Source organism: Bradyrhizobium sp. NBAIM18 (assembly GCF_020193825.1).
In the GTDB taxonomy this organism is placed as follows: domain Bacteria; phylum Pseudomonadota; class Alphaproteobacteria; order Rhizobiales; family Xanthobacteraceae; genus Bradyrhizobium; species Bradyrhizobium yuanmingense.
This window is the reverse complement of sequence record NZ_JADYVO010000019.1, coordinates 1-18,746: the sequence shown is the minus strand read 5'-3', so window position 1 is coordinate 18,746 and position 18,746 is coordinate 1. Positions and strand designations below refer to the sequence as shown.

The window sequence follows — 18,746 nt, the reverse complement described above, 5'->3', positions numbered from 1 at the left end:
TTTCCTACATCGGCCGCACGAGCACGGCCGGCCCCTTGACCATGGTGACGGCGAAGAACAGCACCACGAGCACGCCGAGCGCCAATGCGATGGCGATCGAGCGCTGACGACGGCTCTTCCGCTGCGCCTCGGTGAGGACGATTCCTTCCGGCTCGGGTTTGTCGGCCATCGCGGTGATCATGCGCCCCCAACCATCGGAGCAAGCGCCCGGTACACGACCTCGGCCAGCAGGGTCGCAAACAGCGCGAACAGGTACAGGATCGAGAAGGCAAACAGCTTGCGGGTCGCGCGCAGCGACTGGCTGCGCTCGCGGCGCAGATAGACGTTGATGGCGAGCACCAGCATGCCGGCACCGAGAATCAGCGAGACCACGCCGTAGACGGCATCGAAATAGCCGAGCGCCCAGGGCGCGGCGGCGACCGCGATCAGCACGATGGTGTAGAGCAGGATCTGCAGACGCGTGGCGTCGGGACCGGCGACGTTCGGCAGCATCGGAATGCCGGCGCGCGCGTAGTCGTCGGAGCGGAACAGCGCCAGCGCCCAGAAATGCGGCGGGGTCCAGAAGAAGATGATGGCGAACAGCAGCAGCGGCTCGACATCGACCGTGCCCGTCACCGAGGCCCAGGCCACCACCGGCGGCAGCGCACCGGCGGCGCCGCCGATCACGATGTTCTGCGCGGTCCAGCGCTTCAGCCACATCGTGTAGATCACGACGTAGAAGAAGATGGTGAAGGCGAGCAGCGCACCCGCGATCCAGTTGACGAGGATGCCGAGCGTCATCACCGAGAAGAAGGCGAGCGTCATGCCGAACGCCATCGCCTCGGGGCGGGTGATGCGGCCGCGCGGGATCGGCCGGTTCGCCGTGCGCGACATCTTGGCGTCGATGTCGCCTTCGAGCGCCATGTTGAGCGCCCCGGAGGCACCGGCGCCGACGGCGATGCAGAGCAGCGAGGTTATCGCCAGCACCGGGTGGAAATGCCCCGGGGCCATCGCCATCCCGACCAGCGCAGTGAAGATCACCAACGACATCACCCGCGGCTTGAGCAATGCGAGATAATCGCCAACCTCCGCTTCGGAGATGTGGGGATTGATGTCGATGGCGTTGTGGTCGAGGACGGACACTTAGATCTACTCGCTTCGTTACAGCGCCGCGGCGCCCGTCACGGGCGCCGCGGGGGATTGGTTACTGCACGCGGGGCAGCACTTCGAACTGGTGGAAGGGCGGCGGCGAGGACAGCGTCCACTCCAGCGTGGTCGCGCCGGCACCCCAGGGATTGTCGCCTGCCGGCACCCTCTTCATGAAGGCGTCCAGCACGCAGTAGAGGAAGATCAGCACGCCGAAGCCGGAGATGTAGGAGCCGACCGACGAGACCAGGTTCCAGCCCGCGAACGCATCGGGATAGTCGATGTAGCGGCGCGGCATGCCGGACAGGCCGAGGAAGTGCTGCGGGAAGAACACCAGGTTGACGCCGACGAAGGTGACCCAGAAGTGCAGCTTGGCAAGGCCCTCATTGTACATGTAGCCCGACATTTTCGGGAACCAGTAGTACCAGCCGGCGAAGATCGCGAATACCGCGCCGAGCGACAGCACGTAGTGGAAGTGGGCGACGACGTAGTACGTCTCCTGGAGCACGCGATCGACACCCGCGTTCGCCAGCACGACGCCGGTCACGCCACCGACCGTGAACAGGAAGATGAAGCCCACCGCCCAGATCATCGGCGCGCGGAATTCGATCGAGCCGCCCCACATCGTGGCGATCCAGGAGAAGATCTTCACGCCGGTCGGAACCGCGATGACCATCGTGGCGGCGACGAAATAGGCCTGCGTCGCCGAGGACATGCCGACCGTGTACATGTGGTGCGCCCACACCACGAAGCCGATGCCGCCGATCGCGACCATGGCGTAGGCCATGCCCAGATAGCCGAACACGGGCTTGCGCGAGAAGGTCGAGACGATCTGGCTGATCATGCCGAAGCCGGGCAGGATCAGGATGTAGACCTCGGGGTGACCGAAGAACCAGAACAGATGCTGGAACAGCACGGGGTCGCCGCCGCCGTCGGGCGAAAAGAACGTCGTGCCGAAATTGCGGTCGGTGAGCAGCATGGTGATCGCACCGGCGAGCACCGGCAGTGACAACAGCAGCAGGAACACCGTCACCAGGATCGACCACACGAACAGCGGCATCTTGTGCAGGGTCATGCCCGGCGCGCGCATGTTGAAGATGGTGGTGATGAAGTTGATCGCACCCAGGATCGAGGAGGCACCGGCGAGGTGCAGCGACAGGATCGCGAAGTCAACCGCCGGGCCGGGATGGCCCGAGGTCGACAGCGGCGCGTAGATGGTCCAACCCGCCCCGACGCCGTTGGAGCCCGGCTCGCCCTCGACGAAGGTCGACATCAAGAGCAGCGCGAACGATGCCGGCAGCAGCCAGAACGAGATGTTGTTCATGCGTGGGAACGCCATGTCTGGCGCGCCGATCATCAGCGGCACGAACCAGTTGCCGAAGCCGCCGATCATCGCGGGCATGACCATGAAGAAGATCATGATTAGGCCGTGCGAGGTCACGAACACGTTGTAGGTATGGGCCTCGTGGAAGACCTGCACGCCCGGATACATCAACTCGGCCCGGATCGCGATCGACATCGCCGCACCGATGATGCCGGCGACGACCGCGAAGATCAGGTACATCGTGCCGATGTCCTTGTGATTGGTCGAATAGACGTAGCGCCGCCATCCGGTCGGATGGGCATGCTCGTCATGATGCGCGTGATCGCCGTGTGCCGCTGCGCTCGTTGCCATTTTCAAATCCTGCCTTGCGTCCCATTCGGACCTTTGGAGGTCCCACCCTTATCGCTTTCAGTCCCTCAGGCCGCCCCCGGCGCTTACTGCGTCGGGCCGGCCGCGGAGGCGTAGGTGCTGGTGCCGCCGCTCGCAAACTTCTTCTTCGCCGTCTCGACCCAGGAGGCGAACTCCTGGTCGCTCACCACGCGGATCGCAATCGGCATGAAGGCGTGATCCTTGCCGCACAGTTCCGAGCACTGACCGTAGTACATGCCGGTCTTGGTAGCCTTGAACCAGGTCTCGTTCAGACGGCCGGGAATGGCGTCGATCTTGACGCCGAAAGCCGGCAGCGCGAACGCATGGATGACGTCCGCACCCGTGGTCTGGACGCGAATCACCTTGTTGACCGGCACCACCATCTCGTTGTCGACGCCGAGCAGACGGGGCTGCTTGTCCTGCGCCATCAGCGAATCGAATTCGAACTTGCCGTTATCCGGATAGGCATAGGACCAGTACCACTGCTTGCCGGTCGCCTTCACGGTCAGGTCCGCTTTCGGAATGTCGAGCTCCAGGAACAGCAGCCGGAACGACGGCACCGAAATGCCGACCAGGATCAGCACCGGGACGAGCGTCCAAGCCACCTCGATCAGCGTGTTGTGGGTGGTCCGCGACGGCACCGGATTGGCCTTCGCGTTGAACTTGACGACCACGATCACGAGCAGCGCCAGGACGAAAAGCGTGATCAGGGTGATCAGCACGAAGAGGAAGTTATGGAACCAGACGATGTTATCCATCACCGGGGAACCGGACTGCTGGAGCGTCCACTCCCACGGCGCCGGCTGCCCGAGCTCGGCCAAGGCCGCACCACCCGTCGCCAGCGTGACTCCAGTCGCCACCAAGGCGATGGTGGCCAATCCCAGCAATTGCCGGCCCACCCGACCCATCGACATCCTCATGTCGTTCGCGCTCCCCTTCCGAGATCACCCCACGTGCATTCCCCTGCTTGCGGGAAACGCTTATTCGATCCGCCAGTCCGCCAAACCGCCACGCAAGAATACCTCTAAGAGGAATTGGGGCCAGATCGCTAGAACGCGAAATCAAGCCTCTCAAACCATAATTCTTGATCTATCGCAATGCAGTCTTGAGCCCCGCCTGCCAGCCATCACCGGCAAGATATTTCCCAGCAAGATCAGACAAAAATACCGTTTCCCGGGACGCTGCGGCTTGACAGCGGAATTGCCCGCGGTAGGCACTGGAAGACTGCCACGCGGCAGCCTGATTCGTGCGGGCAATGGCGGTGTGGGCGGCGCGGAATTTGCTTGGGAATCGCCTTCAAGACGCCGTCATTCCGTATCAGTCCGCCAGATCAGTCCGCCAAGCGCGAGCAACCCAGGCGAGCAGAGGGACCGACCCGATGGGGCTTTCGAGATCGATGGCAAGGCCGGCGAACGGCCTCCCGGCGCTCGCCGCCCTCGTGGCTGCGATGGTCCTGCTGGCGCTGCCGGGGCTTGCCCATGCGCAGGGCGCGGTGCGCTCCGTCCATGGCGATTGGCAGATCCGCTGCGACACCCCGCCCGGCGCCCAGACCGAGCAATGCGCCCTGATCCAGAGCGTGGTGGCTGAAGACCGCTCCAATGCCGGCCTGACCGTGATCGTGCTCAAGACCGCCGACCAGAAGAGCCGGCTGATGCGCGTGGTCGCTCCGCTCGGGGTCCTCTTGCCCTCCGGCCTCGGGCTCAAGCTCGACAACCAGGACGTCGGCCGCGCCGGCTTCGTCCGCTGCCTGCCCAACGGCTGCGTCGCCGAGGTGGTCCTGGAGGACAAACTGCTCGGTCAGCTCCGCAGCGCCAAGACCGCGACCTTCATCATCTTCGAGACTCCGGAAGAAGGCATCGGCTTCCCGCTCAGCCTGAACGGGCTCGGCGAGGGCTATGACAAGCTGCCGTAGCAGCGGCTAACCTGGGCAATCCTTTTGTTTCCGTAATGTGAGGCTTCGCGCTCTCGCGGAACTGGTCCGAAACCATTATCTTGCCCCACATCCCCGGCTAATGGACGGACGCATGACCAATCCTGCCACGACCTCCCTGCTCGACCGTGCCAATCTCGACCGCGACCAGGTTCGCAGCGAGGTCGCGCGCGGGCTTTCCGGCGCTGACGACGGCGAGCTGTTCCTGGAATACAGCCAGACCGAAGCTCTCATGTTCGACAATGGCCGGCTCAAGCAGGCGACCTACGACACCTCGCAGGGTTTTGGTTTGCGCGCCGTCAAGGATGATGCGGTCGGCTATGCGCATTCCTCCGACGTGTCGCTGCCGGCGCTGATTCGCGCCGCCGATGCGGTTGCCGCCGTGCGCGGCGGCTACTCTGGCAGCTTCTCGGCGCCGCCGCCGCACACCAATGTCCGCCTCTATGGCGACGACAATCCGCTGGATGCGCCGGGCTTCGAGACCAAGGTCAAGCTGCTCGCCGAGATCGACGCTTACCTGCGCGACAAGGATCCGCGGGTGCGGCAGGTCAGCGTGAGTCTCGGCGCGACCTGGCAGGTCGTCGAGATCCTGCGGCCCGACGGAGAGAGCTATCGCGACATCCGTCCGCTGGTGCGCGTCAACATCTCCGTCGTCGCCGGCCAGGGCGACCGCCAGGAGAGCGGCAGCAAGGGCTATGGCGGCCGCGCCGGCTATGCCGAGTTCATCGAGAGCAGGAACTGGCGCGACGCTGCCGACGGCGCGCTGCGCGAGGCGCTGGTCAATCTGGAATCGATTCCGGCGCCCGCCGGCGAGATGGACGTCGTGCTCGGCGCCGGCTGGCCCGGCGTGATGCTGCATGAAGCGGTGGGCCATGGCCTCGAGGGCGACTTCAACCGCAAGAAGACGTCTGCTTTTGCGGGCCTGATGGGCCAGCAGGTCGCGGCCAAGGGCGTCACCGTGGTCGACGACGGCACCATTGCCTCGCGCCGCGGCTCGCTGTCGATCGACGACGAGGGCACGCCGACCAATCGCACCGTGCTGATCGAGGACGGCATCCTGGTCGGCTACATGCAGGACCGCCAGAACGCGCGGTTGATGAACATGAAGCCAACCGGCAACGGCCGTCGCCAGGGTTATGCCCATGTGCCGATGCCGCGCATGACCAACACCTACATGCTCGCCGGCGATCGCGATCCGGCCGAGATCATCGCCTCGGTGAAGAACGGCGTGTTCGCCGCGAATTTCGGCGGCGGACAGGTCGACATCACCTCGGGCAAATACGTGTTCCAGTGCACCGAGGCCTACAAGATCGAGAACGGCAAGATCGGGGCGCCCCTGAAAGGCGCCATGCTGATCGGCAACGGGCCGACCGACCTGCATCGCATCCGCATGATCGGCAACGACCTCGCGCTCGACACCGGTATCGGCACCTGCGGCAAGAACGGCCAGGGCGTGCCTGTCGGCGTCGGCCAGCCGTCGCTGCTGATGGAACGCATCACCGTGGGTGGAACCGGCGCATGAGCGTTGAAGACAAGGTCACGGTCAGCCCCAAGCGCAAAAGCAGCGGCTGGGGCGGACAGATCGCTCAGCTCGCCGGCATCGTCGCCGCGGTCTTCATCGCCAAGGGCGCGCTCGCCGAGCCGTTCTACGTGCCGTCGGGCTCGATGGAGCCGACGCTCCTGATCGGTGATGCGCTGCTCGCCTCGAAATTTCCCTATGGCTACGGCACCTCGTCGCTGCCGATTCAGATCAGCCTGCCGGAGAGCGGCCGCGTGTTCGCGGAGACGCCAAAGCTCGGCGACGTCGTCGTGTTCCGCTGGCCCGGCGATCGCTCGCAGGCCTGGGTCAAGCGTGTCGTGGGTCTGCCCGGCGACCGCATCCAGATGCGGCAGGGCCAGCTCTTCATCAACGACCGTCCGGCCGAGCTGAAGCCCGACGGCGTCGGTGCCGCCGAGAACGACCGTGGCGGCAGCGAGCCCGCCTATCGCTATGTCGAGACGCTGCCGAACGGCGTCTCGCATCTGATCTTCAAAATGCGCGACAGCGGTCCGCTCGACAACACGCCCGAGGTGACGGTCCCGGCCGGGCATCTGTTCGTGCTCGGCGACAACCGCGACAATTCCGCCGATAGCCGCGTGCCGCTGCGCTCCGGCGGCGTCGGCCTGCTGCCGATCGACAATCTGATCGGCCGTGCGGACGCCGTGGTCGGCTCCTGGGACCTCGGCATGCGCAGCCAGCCGGTATGGACCTGGCTGTCCGGATTCAGGCTGTCGCGGTTCTTCACCGCCGTGCACTGATTGGCCGCAGGGTGAGCAAGGACGAATTCCTCGCGCTCGCCTTACGCAATCCGGTCAACGCCGCGATCCTCGACGAACTGCACCGGCTCGCGCTGCCGGATGCGTGGCTGGTGTCGGGATGCCTGCTGCAGACGGTATGGAACGTGCTCACGGGGCGCCCGATCGACCACGGCATCGCCGATTACGACGCGTTCTATTTCGACGCCGACACATCGTGGGAGGCCGAGGACGCGGTGATCCGCACCCTCCATGCACGCCTTGCGTATCTCGGCGCCAAGATCGAGGTCCGCAACCAGGCCCGCGTGCACATGTGGTACCCGGCCAAGCACGGCCTGCCCTATCCGCCGCTGAGAAGCTCGAGGGAAGGCATCGACCGCTTCCTCACGCAGAACACGCAGGTCGGCGTCAGGCGCGCAAGCGATGGCCACGAGGTCTACGCACCGCGCGGGTTTGACGACATTGCGGCCCTGATCGCGCGGCCAAATCCGGGACCGAATTTTTCCGCGGCGAACTACGAAGCGAAGGCTAAGCGCTGGAAGGCGCTGTGGCCGGAGATCACGGTGATCGCGGCAGAGTGAGGTGCCTCACGTGTCCCGGACAAGCTGCATCGTGAAACGATGCGGCGCAGAGCTGAAGGAGCACCGCGTCCGGGGCACGAGTCTGGATACTACCGCACCACGCCCGACGTGAACCCCGCCTTCCTTCGCGGCGGCTTGATTTCCTTCTTCAGGAAGCAGCGGGCCTCACGGCCGGTGTAACCGGGGCGGGCATAGGTGAAGGCGCGGCATTTGTTGTCGGCGGTGCAGGCGGCCTTGCAGGCCTCGACGCTTTCGCCGTCCTTGAGCTCGAAATTGCGCAAGTCGCCGCCGGGACGGTCGATCGACGTCTCGACGCCTTCGACGCGCGGCTCGATCACGCCGGCGCCGCGCACCCCGGAGATACAGCAGCTACCCGGCACGCGGGCCGGCACGGTGTTCTTCAGCCAGCACACGGCCGAGCCGCCTTCGACATCGGGATAGTTGAAGCTCCAGGAGCGGCAACGGCGATCGCGCTCGCACAGCAGCGCGCAATCCTCGGGATCGCCGGAGGTGACGGGCGTACTGAAATAGTCGCCGCCGGGCCGGTCGAACGCCGTCTGGGCAAGCGCCGGCGCGCTCGCAAACGCAAGCGAAAGCAGCGTGACACATGCCGCGGCGCTGGCCATGATGGCCCCGGACAGGCGGCCCTTCCACATCGGAACAGCTTTCGAGTTATTGACGACGCTCAGGTTTTTTCAGCCGGTCATTTGATCGCCGCAAACCTGTATGGGCGATGAACGGCTGAATCCTGGCTGCCCGGCTTCAGATGTCTAGAACGCGTATTCCGCGTAGGCCGGTTCCACCGAACCCTTCCAGGGTCCGTTGAATTTATCCAGCATCTCCTCGGCCGGCGTCCGGCCGGAATCGATGATGCGATCGAGCGGCTCGAGATGCCGGGTTTCGTCGCGGCCGAGCTGGTCGATCCGGCCGCGCCGGCGCAGGCCGGCATGGGCAAGAACGAGGCATTCCTTGGCGATCTCGAACAGATAGCGGTCCTTGATCCGCGCCTTGAAGCCCATGCGCGGCACGTCGTCGCGCAGGGCCTGGCGTTCATGCGCGCTCCAGTGCTTGACGATCTCCCAGGCGGCATCGAGCGAGGCATCGTCGTAGAGCAGCCCGACCCAGAACGCCGGCAGCGCCGGCAAGCGGCCCCACGGGCCGCCGTCCGAGCCGCGCATCTCGAGATAGCGCTTGAGCCGCACTTCCGGGAAGATCGTCGAGAGGTGGTTGGCCCAGTCCGACAAGGTCGGACGCTCGCCGGGAAGGTTGTTGTTGCGGCCGTCGAAGAAGGCGCGGAACGAGGAGCCCGAGACGTCAATGTATTCCTCGCCGCGCTTGACGAAATACATGGGCACGTCCAGCGCATAATCGACGTAGCGCTCGAACCCCATGCCGTCCTCGAACGCCCACGGCATCATGCCCGAACGGGCATTGTCGGTGTCGCGCCAGATTTCGGACCGGAACGAGAGGAAGCCGTTCGGCTTGCCCTCGGTGAACGGCGAATTGGCGAACAGCGCGGTCGCGACCGGTTGAAGCGCGAGCGAGACGCGCAGCTTCTTGACCATGTCGGCTTCCGACGAGAAGTCGAGATTGGTCTGCACCGTGCAGGTCCGGTACATCATGTCGAGGCCGTATTGGCCGACCTTCGGCATGTAATTGGTCATGATCTTGTAGCGGCCCTTGGGCATCACCGGGATATCGGCGCGCGACCAGGACGGCGTCATGCCGAGGCCGAGGAAGCCGATGCCGAGCGGGGTTGCGATCTCGCGCACCTGCGCCAAGTGCGCCATCAGCTCGCTCTGGGTCTGGTGCACGTTCTCGACCGGCGCGCCGGACAGCTCGAACTGTCCGCCGGGCTCGAGCGAGATCGCGCCGCCGCCGGTGACGTCGTAGAGGCCGATGATGTTGCCCTGCTCCATGATCGGCTCCCAGCCGAGCAGGAGCTTCATGCCTTCGAGCAGCGCGCCGATGCCGCGCGCGCCCTCGTAAGGCACCGGACGATGGCCTTCGAGCGTGAACGGCGTTTTCTCGTGCTCGGTGCCCATGCGGAACTCGGACGGGTCCTTGCAGCCGGCCTCGAACCACGCGACGAGCTCGTCGCGTGATTGCAGCGGCGTCATGTCGATCTGGTCTCGCGCCATATCAAACTCTAATCAAAAGCGCTTCGACCGAACGCGCGCGGGTGACAGGGATGGCCCGCGAACCCACCGGTTGCACGGGCGAGCGGGTTTGCCGCGCGATCATCGCGACGGCATGGTTTCGTTGGCGGCTGCGGGCGGCAGTTTCATCTCGCCGCACGAGCAGCCCAGGCGATCGAGCAGATTGCTGAGCTTGACGGCGTCGGCGTCCGACAGTTTCGAGCCGACATATTTCTCGATCGCGGCCGAATAGGCGCCCCACATTCGCTTCTGCAGCTCGCGGCCGGCTTCGGTGATCTCGACGAACTGGCCGCGCTTGTCGATCTTGCATTCGCGACGCGAGGCGAGGCCCTCGTCGACCAGGCGGTCGATCAGGCGCGAGGTCGAATATTGCGGGATCAGCATCTGCCGCTCGAGCTCGACCGGCCGCAGCTCGCCCGAGGGCGCCCGCGACAGTTCGAGCAGCGCGTCATACCAGGCCAGCGGTGGGAAGCCGGCCTTCTTCAAGTCCTGCTCGACGCAATCGAGCACGCGGCTCTGCACCCGCATCAGGCGGATCCAGGCGGCGGTTGCCTCGGTCGATGGTTTGCGTTTCATGGTCCCGCTCAAGCTCGTCGCCCGTCTCTTACTCCATTCGATGCACCTGCATCAATCTTGACTATTTCAAGCAGGTGCATGTAGTCGTTCTTTCGGCCGGGCCAAGCGTCAGGGGAAGGAAATTCCTCGAAACCGGATGGTTTGCCCGGTGTGTGCCCGCCGTCCCCACATCGTGCTCCTGGAGGCCAGCCCGCTCTGTGGCCTGGTCGAGGTCGGTAGCGGCGCCAAGAAGCCCGAAATGGTGAGGATTATCTGAAGTTGGGGCCTCCTTCGGGCCAAGTCCCTGCGCTGGGCCTCGACGGCAATCAGATCGTGACGGAAGGCCAAGTGATTGTCCAGATGATCGCCGATCAGGTCTGGTCCGCCGTTCGCGAAGCGTGACGGGCGGGGTCGACGAAGAGCCGGACCGATGATTCGGCTCTTTGCTTGCGTCATTCGCTAATCCGATGATTCGCGATGCGCTGACGCGGATTTTACGAGCATTGTCCGGGTTAACAATAACTCCGCCTTTTGCGCTCCAAGGACGTCGCCATCCTTGTGAGAGCAATCCTCCTGTGCCTCAACTTCAGCGCGGGACAGGACGCTAACCGTCGGACCGGAAAGCTATTGTGACGACTGTAATCCTCCTCCTGCTCGCGAGCGCAATCACCGGCTTGGCGACGGGTCTATTCTTCCGAGTCTGGACTCTATTGCTGGTCTCGCCGGCGACTGCGATCCTTGCCGCGACGGTGCTTCAGACCTCGGGCTTTGGATTCTGGACGGGCGTTCCAATCGTCGTCGGCTGCCTGATTGCCGGCCAGGTCGCCTATTTGGCGGCGACGTTCTACGTGCACAGAGGTGAGCTTTCAGTGCAGGACGAGATCGACGGCGAACCAGGCAAGCACGGCCAGCGCAACATCAAAGACGAGGACGAGTAAGACCAGGCCAAACCACGAAGGAATTTTTCTGCGCCACCGGAGGAGCCTGCGGCGGCGCCACGGCCGATCCAGCAGCAACAAGGGGGCGTATCTTACCGCAACGCCGGCTGCGCTGTCTTGAGACACCGTGGGGATCATTGCGGGACACCTTCAATGTCGATGGGCCATCCGGTGGATCATCAGCAAGAGCGGTGCCAGGGCGAAGCGAGCGTGGCCGCGATAGAGGATTGGGTGCTGGGGTGAGACGAAAGCGCATCAATCGATGTGACAAGGCTCAAGGCAGAGCGCCCAAGCGATGATCCAGCCCTTCCTTTTGTGAACCATCTGATCCGCGGCGACGTCGAAGGAGCATCTCCAGGAGACAATTGCCTCCATGAACATGATCGTCCTCATGACCGCCGCGGGCGCGCCGCTGGCGATGCTCGGGCTCTCGACGCCGGTCGCGCCGGAACGCAATTGCATCTTCATGATCCATCCGCAGATCACCTCGGCCGTGTTCGAGAGCAGGGAAGGAAAGATCGTCTTGCCGAACCGGCCGACCGAATATCCCTGCCGCTACGCCAGGACGAAGAGCGGCGCGGACGTCGCCTTCACCAACCAGAATGGCTGGCGTTTCGAGGTGCGCATCGGCCGCGGCGACGAAGGCAGCTGGAAGGCCCGTCTCGACGACGATGTCGTCGGAGGGCGCGCCTTCTCGCCGTTCGGCGACGGAAAATGAAAAAGGCCGGATCGATGATCCGGCCTTTTGTTTCTGCGGAACCTCTTCCGTCAGGCCGCCGCCTTCTTCGGCGCGAAGCGGCCGTAGAAGGTCTCGCCCTTCGCGGCCATCTCTTCCAAGAGCTTCGGCGGGGTGAAGCGCGAGCCGTACTTCGCCTCCAGCTTGTGGCAGAGCTCGACGAACTTCTTCGTGCCCATGAAGTCGATGTAAGACAGCGTGCCGCCGGTGAACGGCGCGAAGCCGAAGCCGAGTATCGAGCCCACATCGGCCTCGCGCGGATCGGTGATGACGTGGTCCTCGACCGTGCGCGCAGCTTCCACCGCCTGCACCACCAGGAAGCGCTGCTTCAGCTCCTCGATATCGAGCGTATCGGGATCGAGCTGCTTCGGCTGCAAGGCCGAGAGGCCCGGCCACAGGCTCTTCTGGCCCTTGCCCTTCTCGGGGTAATCGTAGAAGCCCTTGCTGTTCTTGCGGCCGAGCCGGCCCTGCTTCTCGACCATCTCCACCATCAGCTTCTTCTGCTCGGGATTGATCGCGTTGGGGCCGAGATCGGCTTCGGTCGCCTTCATGATCTTGAGACCGAGATCGAGCGCGACCTCGTCCGAGAGCGAGAGCGGGCCGACCGGCATGCCGGCCATCTTGGCGCAGTTCTCAATCATGGCGGGCGGCACGCCCTCCAGGAACATCTCGTTGCCTTCGGCGACGTAGCGGCCGACGCAGCGATTGGCGAAGAAGCCTCTGGAGTCGTTGACCACAATCGGCGTCTTGCCGATCTGGCGGACGTAGTCGAGCGCGGTCGCGAGCGCGACGTCGCCGGTGTTCTTGCCGAGGATGATCTCGACCAGCATCATCTTCTCGACCGGCGAGAAGAAGTGAATGCCGATGAACTTGCCCTGATCCTTAAAACTCTCGGCCAGCGAGGTGATCGGCAGCGTCGAAGTGTTGGAGGCGAAGATCACATCAGGCTTCAGATATTGCTGCGCCTTGGCAAAAGTCTCCGCCTTGACCTTGCGGTCCTCGAACACGGCCTCGATGACGAGGTCGACGTCCTTCAGCGCGGCGTAGTCCGCAGTCGGCGTGATGCGCGCGAGCAACGCTTCGGCGTCCGCGGGCTTGGCGCGGCCCTTCTTGATCTGCTCCTCGATCACTTTCTGGGCATGCGCCTTGCCCTTGTCGGCGCTCTCCTGGTCGCGGTCGATCAGGACGACGTCGAGGCCGGCCCGGGCAGAGACGTAGCCGACGCTCGCGCCCATGAAGCCGGCGCCGATCACGGCGATCTTCTTCACCTTGGTGGCGGGCACATCCTTCGGACGACGCGCGCCCTTGTTGAGCTCCTGCATCGACAGGAACAGGCTGCGGATCATCGCAGCCGCTTCCTTGGAGCGCAGCACCGAGGTGAAGTAGCGCGACTCCACGCGCAGCGCCGCGTCGATCGGCAGCTGCAGGCCCTCATAGACGCAGCTCATGATCGCCCGTGCGGCCGGGTAATTGTCGTAGGTTTCGCGGCGATAGATCGCGTTGCCGGCCGGGAACATCATCATGCCGGCCTTGGAGAAGACCGGGCCGCCAGGCAGCTTGAAGCCCTTCTCGTCCCACGGCGCGACGGCCTTGCCGCCGCCCTTGATCCAGTCCTTGGCGGCCTTGATGAGATCGGCGGCGGGCACGATGGCGTGAATCAAATTCAGCGCCTTGGCCTTCTCGACGGTGACGGGGTCGCCCTTGAGCAGGATCGTCATCGCGTCCTGCGGCGGCACCAGGCGCGGCACGCGCTGCGTGCCGCCTGCGCCCGGGAACAGGCCGACCTTGACCTCGGGCAGGCCGAGGCGCGTCTTGGGATTCTCCGCCGCGACGCGATAATGGCAGCACAGCGTGATCTCGAAGCCGCCGCCGAGTGCGAGCCCGTTGATCGCGGCCGCCCACGGCTTGCCTGAGGTTTCGATTCCGCGCAGCACCTGCGAGAAGCGCCGGCTCTGGTCGAACAGCATCTGGTTCGCCGCGATCTCGCCCTGCTCCTTGAAGACCTTCGCATAGGCCTGGTTCATGCCTTCGAGCATGGACAGATCGGCGCCGGCGCAGAACGCTTCCTTGGCCGAGGTGATGACGACGCCCTTCACCGCGGGATCCGCCGTGGTCGCCTTGACGATCGCCTCGAGCTCGTTGGTCGAGGTCTCGTCGAGCACGTTCATGGAGCGGCCCGGGATGTCCCAGGTGACGAGCGCAATACCGTCGGAATCGGTCTCAACCTTGAAGTTCTTGTACGACATGTTGGTTGCTCCCTACCCTTAGACGCGCTCGATGATGGTCGCGGTGCCCATGCCGCCGCCAATGCACAGCGTGACCAGGGCGGTGGACTTGTTGGTGCGCTCGAGCTCGTCGAGCACGGTGCCGAGGATCATTGCGCCGGTCGCACCGAGCGGGTGGCCGAGCGCGATCGCGCCGCCGTTGACGTTGATCTTGGCATTGTCGATGTCGAAGGCCTGGATGTAGCGCAGCACGACGGAGGCGAAGGCCTCGTTGAGCTCGAACAGGTCGATATCCGACTTCTTCATGCCCGAGCGCGCAAACAGCTTCTCGGTGACGTCGACCGGTCCGGTCAGCATCATCGCAGGCTCCGAGCCGATGTTGGCGAAGGCACGGATCTTGGCGCGCGGCTTCAGGCCGTACTTGCTGCCCGCTTCCTTGCTGCCGAGCAGCACGGCGCCGGCGCCATCGACGATGCCCGACGAATTGCCGGCGTGGTGCACGTAATTGACGCGCTCGATCTCCGGGTGCGACTGGATCGCGACGCCGTCAAAACCGCCCATCTGCGCCATCATCGTGAACGACGGCTGCAGCTGCGCCAGCGACTGCATCGTGGTCGAGGGGCGCATATGCTCGTCCTTGGCGAGGATGGTGAGGCCGTTGATGTCCTTCACCGGCACCACGGACTTGTCGAAGCGACCCTCGTCCCAGGCCTTGCCCGCGCGCTGCTGGCTCTGCACGGCGTAGGCGTCGACGTCGTCGCGCGAGAAGCCGTATTTGGTGGCGATCAGGTCGGCCGAGACGCCCTGCGGCATGAAGTAGGCCGGCACCGCCATCGAGGGGTCCATCGGCCAGGCGCCGCCGGAGGCGCCGATGCCGACGCGGCTCATGGATTCGGCGCCGCCGCCGATCACGAGCTCATGCTGGCCGCTCATGATCTGCGCTGCGGCGAAGTTCACGGCATCGAGGCCGGAGGCGCAGAAGCGGCTGATCTGCACGCCGGGCACGGCCTCGCCGAGGCCGGCCTTCAGCGCCGCGAAGCGCGCGATGTCGGAGCCGGCTTCGCCGACCGGATCGACCACGCCGAGCACGACGTCATCGACCGCATCCTCGGGAAGGTTGTTGCGGTCCTTCAGCGCCTTCAGCGGCACGGTCGCGAGCGCGAGGGCGGTGACTTCGTGCAGCGCGCCGTCCGCCTTGCCGCGGCCGCGCGGGGTACGAACGTGGTCGTAGATGAATGCCTCAGGCATGACGCCCTCCTGATGTGATGTTCGGTACGATTGGGAGCAGGCAGCGGAAGCAGGCTCAGAAAGCTTCCGCCGGCAGTTCCATGATGGTGGCGCAGCCGGCCTGGATGCGCGCGAGATTGGCGGCGGTCTCCGGCAGCATCCGCTCCATGAAGAAGCGGCCGGTGACGAGCTTGGTCGAGAGATAGGGCGTCGCCCCGCTCTCGGCAATCTTGGCATTCGTCACCTTGGCCATCCGCGCCCACATGTAGCCGAGCGCGACGAAGCCGAAGAGATGCAGGTAATCGGTTGCGGCGGCACCGGCATTGTCGGGCTTCGCCATCGCGTTCTGCATCAGCCAAGTCGTCGCCTGCTGCAGATGGCCGAGCGAGGTCGAGAGCGGCGTGATGAAGGGCTTCAGCGCCTCGTCGCCGCCGTTCTCCTTGGCGAACGCCATGACCTCGCCGAAGAAGGCCATGATGGCGCGGCCGCCGTCGCGCGGCAGCTTGCGGCCGACGAGGTCGAGCGCCTGGATGCCGTTGGCGCCTTCATAGATCATGGCGATGCGCGCATCGCGCACGAACTGCTCCATGCCCTGCTCGGCGATGTAGCCGTGGCCGCCATACATCTGCTGCGCCTGCACCGCGTTGGCGAAGCCGTAGTCGGTGAGGAAACCCTTCAGCACCGGGGTCATCAGGCCCATGTGGTCGTCGGCGGCCTGGCGGTCCTTGGGGTCTTCGGAGCGGTGGGCGACGTCGCTCTTCAGCGCGGTCCACATCACAAAGGCGCGCGCGGCCTCGTTGAAGGCGCGGATCGAGAGCAGCGTGCGGCGCACGTCCGGATGCACGATGATCGGGTCGGCCTGCTTGTCCGGCGCCTTGGCGCCGGTGAGCGCGCGGCCCTGGATGCGCTCGCGGGCATAGGCGACCGCGTTCTGATAGGCGACCTCGGACTGCGCGAGGCCCTGCACGGCGACGCCGAGCCGGGCCTCGTTCATCATCACGAACATGCCCTGCATGCCCTTGTTCTCTTCGCCGATCAGCCAGCCGGTGGCGTTGTCGTAGTTCATCACGCAGGTCGAATTGCCGTGGATGCCCATCTTGTGCTCGATCGAGCCGCAGACGACGCCATTGCGCGCGCCCACCGAACCGTCGGCGTTGACGAGGAACTTCGGCACCACGAACAGCGACACGCCCTTGATGCCGGCCGGCGCGCCCTCGATGCGGGCGAGCACGAGGTGGATGATGTTGTCGGCGAGATCATGCTCGCCGGCCGAGATGAAGATCTTGGTGCCCGTGATCTTGAAGCTGCCGTCCGCCTGCCGCACCGCCTTGGTGCGGAGCATGCCGAGATCGGTGCCGCAATGCGGCTCGGTGAGATTCATGGTGCCGGTCCATTCGCCGGCCACCATCTTCGGCACGTAGGTCTTCTTCTGCTCGGGCGAGCCGTGCACCAGCAGCGCCGCGGTCGCGCCCATGGTGAGGCCGCCATACATCGAGAACGCCATGTTGGCAGAGATCTGGAATTCGTTGACGGCTTGCGAGAGCGTCACCGGCAGGCCCTGCCCGCCATATTCGGTCGGCGCCGACAGGCCGAGCCAGCCGCCCTCGGCGACCTGCTTGAAGGCCTCCTTGAAACCCTTCGGCGTGGCGACGCTGCCATCATCCGCGCGCTTGCAGCCTTCGAGATCGCCGACGCGGTTGAGCGGCTGCAGCACCTCTTCGGCGAGCTTGGCGGCTTCGCCGAGGATGGCCTCGCGCACGTCGCTGGACGCATCGGAGAAGCCAGCGAGATTGTCGTAGCGATCGATCTGGAAGACGTCGTTGAGCAGGAAGTTCACGTCTTCGACGGGGGCTTTATAGATCGGCATAGTGGTCTCCCGGCATGGGGCTTGAGGAGGATGTTGGGCTTATGATTGGGCGGCGGCAAGCTGCTCCGCCATCAGGCGGTGCAGCATGTTGATCGCCTTGAGCGGACGCACCATCACCTTGAAGTGGGTGATGCGCCCCTCGCTATCGAAGCTGATGATGTCGACGCCGTTGATCTCGATGCCGTCGATGACATTCTTGAATTCGAGCACCGCGCCATTGTCGCTGCGCCACTCGCCGACATAGGTGAAGCCGGGGCCGCCGAGCACCTTCTCGGCGCTGGCGAGGTATTTGAAGGTGATGTCGCGGCCGCGTTGCGGCGTATGCACGACGGGGCTTTCGAACACGGCGTCGGGATGCAGCAAGTCCCAGAGCGCAGCGCGGTCGTGGGACTTCATGTAGGCATACCAGGAATCGAGGCCGGTCATTCTCAGGTGCCTCCCTAGGCTAAGGGCAAAAAGTGCGAAAACAACCCCATGCACAGTAGCGAGGAGATTGATTTCACTTGATTATTCAGTCGGGCCTGTGGCCCGCCTGCACGCTGCCTCATATGCACATTGACGCATATGCGCCGATGCGCATAAAGTCAAGCAACTTGGTCAAACCTAAAGAAGGGGCGGGTCATGGCACTGGGCGACGCAATCCTCGCATGCCTGACGGAACGCCCGATGACGGGCTACGAACTCGCCAAGACGTTCGATTCCTCGATCGGCTTCTTCTGGAAGGCCGACCATCAGCAGATCTACCGCGAGCTCTCCAAGCTGCGGGACCGCGGCTACATCCAGGGCCGCGAGGTCGTGCAGTCGGGCAAGCCGAACAAACTGATCTATACGCTGACTCCCGAGGGCCGAACAGCGCTGCGGCACTGGGCCGCGCGGCCAAGCACGCCGCCCTCGATCAAGGACGACCTCCTGGTGCGGCTGCATGCGCTCGACAGCATCGACATCGAGCCCATGCGCACCGACCTGATGGCCCGCCTGGAGCACCACCGCGACCGCCACGCCAATTACGAGCGCATCCTGAAGAAGCGCTTTCCCGACGGCACGGCGGAGGGACGGCTCGATCTCGGCAATCTGCTGCTGCTTCAGCTCGGCGCCCGCCACGAGCAGATGGTGGCCGATTTCTGCGAGGAGGCGCTGGAAGCGCTGTCGGCCATGAGCGGCAAGGCGACCGTGGTGCCGCTGGAGTCCGTGGTGCCGCTGGAGAATGGCAAGCGCGAGAAGGGCTGAGGGCGCCGACGTTACGCGAGCGCTTTCCGCCTCCTCGCTGTCATCGCCCGCGAAGGCGGGCGATCCAGTATTCCAGAGACGGCGCGGCTAGAACCGAGGAGCCGCGGCGTACTGGATGCCCCGCCTTCGCGGGGCATGACACCGGTTTGTTTCGGGACCGGATGAGCGACACAACACCGCCCCAAGTC

The 18,746-nt window shown here is 64.8% G+C and carries 18 protein-coding genes and 1 pseudogene; 8 read left to right on the top strand and 11 right to left on the bottom strand.

The annotated features are described in order from the left end of the window. Positions 1–4: 4 nt before the first annotated feature. The 4 genes from I6F17_RS29550 to coxB form a co-directional block, all read right to left on the bottom strand. A complete protein-coding gene (locus I6F17_RS29550) occupies positions 5–181 on the bottom strand; it encodes a hypothetical protein (protein WP_035996586.1) in 177 nt (58 codons plus the stop codon). Further along, a complete protein-coding gene (locus I6F17_RS29545; protein WP_035996584.1) occupies positions 178–1,122 on the bottom strand; it encodes a heme o synthase in 945 nt (314 codons plus the stop codon). The genes I6F17_RS29550 and I6F17_RS29545 overlap by 4 nt, the downstream gene beginning before the upstream one ends. Before the next feature lie 61 nt (positions 1,123–1,183). Next, on the bottom strand, positions 1,184–2,800 hold the full coding sequence (ctaD, locus tag I6F17_RS29540; protein WP_036020563.1) for a cytochrome c oxidase subunit I: 1,617 nt from the start codon (positions 2,798–2,800) through the stop codon (positions 1,184–1,186). Between the two features lie 83 nt (positions 2,801–2,883). Then, positions 2,884–3,738 (bottom strand): cytochrome c oxidase subunit II, encoded by an 855-nt coding sequence (gene coxB, locus I6F17_RS29535; protein WP_035996579.1) that lies wholly within the window; start codon positions 3,736–3,738, stop codon positions 2,884–2,886. Between the two features lie 458 nt (positions 3,739–4,196). On the opposite strand from coxB, the gene I6F17_RS29530 reads away from it, so the two are divergent. From I6F17_RS29530 to I6F17_RS29515, 4 genes are all read left to right on the top strand, one after another. After that, positions 4,197–4,730 carry an invasion associated locus B family protein gene (locus tag I6F17_RS29530; protein WP_036040195.1) on the top strand — a complete coding sequence of 178 codons (534 nt, stop codon included), beginning with the start codon at positions 4,197–4,199 and terminating at the stop codon, positions 4,728–4,730. A 112-nt stretch (positions 4,731–4,842) separates the two neighbouring features. Next, positions 4,843–6,270 carry a metalloprotease TldD gene (tldD, locus tag I6F17_RS29525; RefSeq protein ID WP_036040203.1) on the top strand — a complete coding sequence of 476 codons (1,428 nt, stop codon included), beginning with the start codon at positions 4,843–4,845 and terminating at the stop codon, positions 6,268–6,270. Then, a complete protein-coding gene (gene lepB / locus I6F17_RS29520; RefSeq protein WP_036020560.1) occupies positions 6,267–7,046 on the top strand; it encodes a signal peptidase I in 780 nt (259 codons plus the stop codon). The genes tldD and lepB overlap by 4 nt, the downstream gene beginning before the upstream one ends. A gap of 11 nt (positions 7,047–7,057) precedes the next feature. Beyond that, entirely contained in the window at positions 7,058–7,624 is a 567-nt protein-coding gene (locus I6F17_RS29515) for a nucleotidyltransferase family protein (protein ID WP_225126844.1), read from the top strand. An 89-nt stretch (positions 7,625–7,713) separates the two neighbouring features. Here I6F17_RS29515 and I6F17_RS29510 read toward each other — a convergent pair whose 3' ends face one another. The 3 genes from I6F17_RS29510 to I6F17_RS29500 form a co-directional block, all read right to left on the bottom strand. Then, on the bottom strand, positions 7,714–8,280 hold the full coding sequence (locus I6F17_RS29510) for a PAN domain-containing protein (RefSeq protein ID WP_035996547.1): 567 nt from the start codon (positions 8,278–8,280) through the stop codon (positions 7,714–7,716). A gap of 114 nt (positions 8,281–8,394) precedes the next feature. Then, positions 8,395–9,765 carry a glutamate--cysteine ligase gene (locus I6F17_RS29505; RefSeq protein WP_036040189.1) on the bottom strand — a complete coding sequence of 457 codons (1,371 nt, stop codon included), beginning with the start codon at positions 9,763–9,765 and terminating at the stop codon, positions 8,395–8,397. Positions 9,766–9,864: 99 nt separating this feature from the next. Next, entirely contained in the window at positions 9,865–10,359 is a 495-nt protein-coding gene (locus tag I6F17_RS29500) for a MarR family winged helix-turn-helix transcriptional regulator (RefSeq protein WP_035996519.1), read from the bottom strand. Positions 10,360–10,495: 136 nt separating this feature from the next. Here I6F17_RS29500 and I6F17_RS37970 point away from each other — a divergent pair. The 3 genes and pseudogenes from I6F17_RS37970 to I6F17_RS29490 all read left to right on the top strand — a co-directional run. Further along, a pseudogene (locus tag I6F17_RS37970) lies at positions 10,496–10,713 on the top strand (glutathione transferase GstA); the annotation flags it as partial. Between the two features lie 254 nt (positions 10,714–10,967). After that, the gene (locus tag I6F17_RS29495; RefSeq protein ID WP_225113003.1) at positions 10,968–11,276 is read left to right on the top strand and encodes a hypothetical protein; all 309 of its coding nucleotides are present in this window, start codon (positions 10,968–10,970) and stop codon (positions 11,274–11,276) included. A 373-nt stretch (positions 11,277–11,649) separates the two neighbouring features. Further along, positions 11,650–11,994, top strand: coding sequence for a hypothetical protein (locus I6F17_RS29490; RefSeq protein WP_225126842.1), 345 nt, complete (start codon positions 11,650–11,652; stop codon positions 11,992–11,994). A 50-nt stretch (positions 11,995–12,044) separates the two neighbouring features. On the opposite strand, the gene I6F17_RS29485 is transcribed toward I6F17_RS29490, so the two are convergent. Genes I6F17_RS29485 through I6F17_RS29470 form a run of 4 tightly spaced genes read right to left on the bottom strand, consistent with a single transcriptional unit; the run spans position 12,045 to position 17,757 of the window. Beyond that, positions 12,045–14,258, bottom strand: coding sequence for an FAD-dependent oxidoreductase (locus I6F17_RS29485; RefSeq protein ID WP_225126839.1), 2,214 nt, complete (start codon positions 14,256–14,258; stop codon positions 12,045–12,047). Positions 14,259–14,276: 18 nt separating this feature from the next. Further along, positions 14,277–15,485, bottom strand: coding sequence for an acetyl-CoA C-acetyltransferase (locus tag I6F17_RS29480; protein WP_225126838.1), 1,209 nt, complete (start codon positions 15,483–15,485; stop codon positions 14,277–14,279). A gap of 55 nt (positions 15,486–15,540) precedes the next feature. After that, positions 15,541–17,331, bottom strand: coding sequence for an acyl-CoA dehydrogenase C-terminal domain-containing protein (locus I6F17_RS29475; RefSeq protein ID WP_225126835.1), 1,791 nt, complete (start codon positions 17,329–17,331; stop codon positions 15,541–15,543). A gap of 39 nt (positions 17,332–17,370) precedes the next feature. Next, complete coding sequence (locus tag I6F17_RS29470; RefSeq protein WP_225126832.1) at positions 17,371–17,757, bottom strand: nuclear transport factor 2 family protein; 387 nt, start codon at positions 17,755–17,757, stop codon at positions 17,371–17,373. A 195-nt stretch (positions 17,758–17,952) separates the two neighbouring features. On the opposite strand from I6F17_RS29470, the gene I6F17_RS29465 reads away from it, so the two are divergent. Next, positions 17,953–18,558: a PadR family transcriptional regulator gene (locus I6F17_RS29465; protein WP_225126830.1), complete on the top strand. Its 606-nt coding sequence runs from the start codon at positions 17,953–17,955 to the stop codon at positions 18,556–18,558. The last annotated feature ends 188 nt before the right edge of the window (positions 18,559–18,746 follow it).

What these genes read in the sequence shown, in the direction of transcription:
- I6F17_RS29465 (WP_225126830.1), top strand. Translation starts at nt 17,953, where the DNA reads ATGGCACTGGGCGACGCAATCCTCGCATGCCTGACGGAACGCCCGATG.
- I6F17_RS29500 (WP_035996519.1), bottom strand. Translation starts at nt 10,359, where the DNA reads ATGAAACGCAAACCATCGACCGAGGCAACCGCCGCCTGGATCCGCCTG.
- lepB (WP_036020560.1), top strand. Translation starts at nt 6,267, where the DNA reads ATGAGCGTTGAAGACAAGGTCACGGTCAGCCCCAAGCGCAAAAGCAGC.
- coxB (WP_035996579.1), bottom strand. Translation starts at nt 3,738, where the DNA reads ATGAGGATGTCGATGGGTCGGGTGGGCCGGCAATTGCTGGGATTGGCC.
- I6F17_RS29485 (WP_225126839.1), bottom strand. Translation starts at nt 14,258, where the DNA reads ATGTCGTACAAGAACTTCAAGGTTGAGACCGATTCCGACGGTATTGCG.
- I6F17_RS29550 (WP_035996586.1), bottom strand. Translation starts at nt 181, where the DNA reads ATGATCACCGCGATGGCCGACAAACCCGAGCCGGAAGGAATCGTCCTC.
- I6F17_RS29475 (WP_225126835.1), bottom strand. Translation starts at nt 17,331, where the DNA reads ATGCCGATCTATAAAGCCCCCGTCGAAGACGTGAACTTCCTGCTCAAC.
- ctaD (WP_036020563.1), bottom strand. Translation starts at nt 2,800, where the DNA reads ATGGCAACGAGCGCAGCGGCACACGGCGATCACGCGCATCATGACGAG.
- I6F17_RS29470 (WP_225126832.1), bottom strand. Translation starts at nt 17,757, where the DNA reads ATGACCGGCCTCGATTCCTGGTATGCCTACATGAAGTCCCACGACCGC.
- I6F17_RS29490 (WP_225126842.1), top strand. Translation starts at nt 11,650, where the DNA reads ATGAACATGATCGTCCTCATGACCGCCGCGGGCGCGCCGCTGGCGATG.
- I6F17_RS29480 (WP_225126838.1), bottom strand. Translation starts at nt 15,485, where the DNA reads ATGCCTGAGGCATTCATCTACGACCACGTTCGTACCCCGCGCGGCCGC.
- tldD (WP_036040203.1), top strand. Translation starts at nt 4,843, where the DNA reads ATGACCAATCCTGCCACGACCTCCCTGCTCGACCGTGCCAATCTCGAC.
- I6F17_RS29510 (WP_035996547.1), bottom strand. Translation starts at nt 8,280, where the DNA reads ATGTGGAAGGGCCGCCTGTCCGGGGCCATCATGGCCAGCGCCGCGGCA.
- I6F17_RS29530 (WP_036040195.1), top strand. Translation starts at nt 4,197, where the DNA reads ATGGGGCTTTCGAGATCGATGGCAAGGCCGGCGAACGGCCTCCCGGCG.
- I6F17_RS29505 (WP_036040189.1), bottom strand. Translation starts at nt 9,765, where the DNA reads ATGGCGCGAGACCAGATCGACATGACGCCGCTGCAATCACGCGACGAG.